This window comes from Paeniglutamicibacter sp. NPDC091659, from assembly GCF_044756805.1.
Taxonomy (GTDB): domain Bacteria; phylum Actinomycetota; class Actinomycetes; order Actinomycetales; family Micrococcaceae; genus Paeniglutamicibacter.
The window spans coordinates 1-2,550 of record NZ_JBIVTO010000027.1 but is presented as its reverse complement, the minus strand read 5'-3'; the positions used below and the strand labels follow the sequence as shown (position 1 = coordinate 2,550).

Annotated in this window: 2 protein-coding genes; both read right to left on the bottom strand. The window is 63.3% G+C overall.

Annotated elements, in window-relative coordinates:
• Positions 1-1,300 (bottom strand): amino acid permease (locus tag ACIQLF_RS21810; RefSeq protein ID WP_400303327.1); only part of this gene is annotated, 1,300 nt, incomplete at its 3' end.
• 200 nt (positions 1,301-1,500) lie between these two features.
• Positions 1,501-2,550: kynureninase (gene kynU / locus ACIQLF_RS21805; RefSeq protein WP_400303324.1), on the bottom strand; the 1,050-nt coding region annotated here is incomplete at its 5' end.

Here is a 2,550-nt window from a genome sequence, read left to right as displayed (position 1 = left end):
CATCGGCCGGGACCATGCGCTTGCGCATCACGAAGTACAGCACCGCGACGACCAGGGCGAAAGGAACCCCGAAGATCATCGTCATGGTGAATTCCTTGGTGAACAAGGTGGTGACGAGCAGGGCCGCCATCAGCAGGGCGCCGACCAGCGAGCCCAGCGGGTAGAACGGCAGCTTGTACTTCAGCTTTTCGCCGCTGCGCTGGTGGGCGCGGCGGAAGAACAGGTGCGTCACGAAGATCAGCATCCAGGTGGCCATGGCTCCGAACATCGACAGCGCCATCATCACCGTGAATCCGGTTTCCGGGTTGGCCGCGTAGATCAGCGTGGCGACGGCGATTCCGCCGGCGGAAAGCAGCAGCGCGTTCACCGGGGCGCCGTTCTTGCGGACCTTGCCGAAGATGCGCGGGGCCTGGCCGGCGCGGGAGAGCGAGAACATCATGCGGGTGGAGATGTAGAGCTGGGAGTTCATGGCGGACAGTGCCGCGATGATGACCACGAAGTTCAGGATGGAGTCGGCGTACGGGATGCCGATGACCTGCATGACCGTGACGAACGGGCTGCCGCCCTCGAGGATCTTGCTCACCGGGGCGATGGCCAGGATCAGCGACAGGGTCAGGATGTAGAAGAGGAAGAGGCGCACCAGGGTGACCTTGAAGGCCTTCTTGACGGCGACCTCGGGATCCTTGGCCTCCCCGGCCGCCACCGCGATCATCTCGATGCTCAGGTAGGAGAAGATCGCCAGGATGACCGCAAACCAGACGCCCTTGGCGCCTCCCATGAAGAAGCCGCCCTCGGCCTGGTAGTTGTGGAACCCGAAGTCGGGGTTGGATCCGCCGAAGACCAGCACCGCCGCGACGAGGATGAACGCGACGATGGCGAAGACCTTGGTGGCGGAGAACCAGTACTCGAGGGTGCCGAATGCCTTGACGTTGAACATGTTCACGCCGATGAGCAGGACCGAGAAGCCCAGCACCCAGACGATCGGCGGAACCCCAGGGAACCACATGGTCATGTAGTCGCCGACGGCCGTGACCTCGGTGCCGACGGCCAGCACGATGCAGGACCAGTACAGGTACTTGATCATGAATCCGGCGAAGGGGTTGATGTAGTGCTCGGCGAAGGCGCCGAAGGAACCCGTGGTCGCGTGGGCGACCGTCATTTCAGACAGGGCACCCATCAGCAGCACGGCAATGAGCCCGCCAATGGCGTAGCTGAGGATAACGCTCGGGCCCGCGAAGGAGATGGCAAACTTGCTGCCCAGGAAGAGGCCCGTGCCAATGGCCCCGCCCAGCGCGATCATGCTCAATTGGCGTGATGTCAGCTGCCGGGAAAGGCCTGCTTCTCTTTTTTTGATGCTATCCAGTGACGAACTCATGGGTGACCTCGGATGGTGGGAGTGAGTATTGCCGAACGGTTTTTGGGTATAGCGATTCCTATGGATGGCCGCCGGGTGTTCCCGGCAGCCATCCATTGGGTTGTTGCTGAAAGGCCTAACGGATCCTAGGTGACTGCGTTGCGGGACTTGTAGGCCGGGACGTCCCAGGCCCGCGTTTCAAGAATGTCGCGCAGGATTTCCACCGCGTCCCAGATGTCGGTGTAGGACAGGTAGAGCGGGGTGATGCCGAAGCGCAGGACCTCCGGCTCGCGGTAGTCGCCGATGACGCCGCGGCCGATCAGCGCCTGGATGATGGCATAGCCCTCGGGGTGGCGGAAGCTGACGTGGCTGCCGCGCTCCGCGTGGTTTTCCGGGGTGATCAGTTCCAGGCCGAATTCGCCACAGCGTTCCTTCACCAGCTCAATGAAGAGGTCGGTCAGCGCCAGCGACTTCGCACGCACCTGGTCCATGTCGGCCTCGAGCGATACATCGAGCCCGCATTCGACCATGGCCATGGAGGTGATCGGCTGGGTTCCGCAGAGGAAGCGGCGCACGTCGTTGGCGGCCGTGTAGCTGTCGGCCATCGCGAACGGTGCGGCGTGGGACCACCAACCGGTCAGCGGCTGCCAGAAGCGCCCCTGGTGGCGGGCATTGACCCAGATAAAGGCCGGCGAACCCGGGCCGCCGTTGAGGTACTTATAGGTGCAACCCACGGCGTAGTCGGCGTTGGCACCGTTCAGGTCCACCGGAACAGCGCCGGCCGCGTGCGCGAGGTCCCAGATCACCAAGGCACCAGCAGCGTGGGCCGCGGCGCTTACCTCGTTCATGTCCCACATGGCACCGGTGCGGTAGTTCACGTGCGACAGCGACACAACGGCGACCGAATCGTCCAGGGCTTCGGCCAAGCTGAGGTTTTCGTCGATCAGGCGGACTTCATAGTGTTCGCCGGTTTCGGCATCGACCGAGTTCAGGAAATCGCTGATGCCCTCGGCAATGTAGATGTCGGTCGGGAAGTTGTCGCGTTCGGTGAGGATGACGCGGCGGCCCGGGGCGTCCTGCTGCTGGATGCGCACGGCGGAGGCGAGCGCCTTGAAGAGGTTCAGGCTCGTGGTGTCGGTGACGACGGTTTCGCCGTCGTTGCCGCCAATCAGTTTCGAAAGCTTGTCACCCAAGCG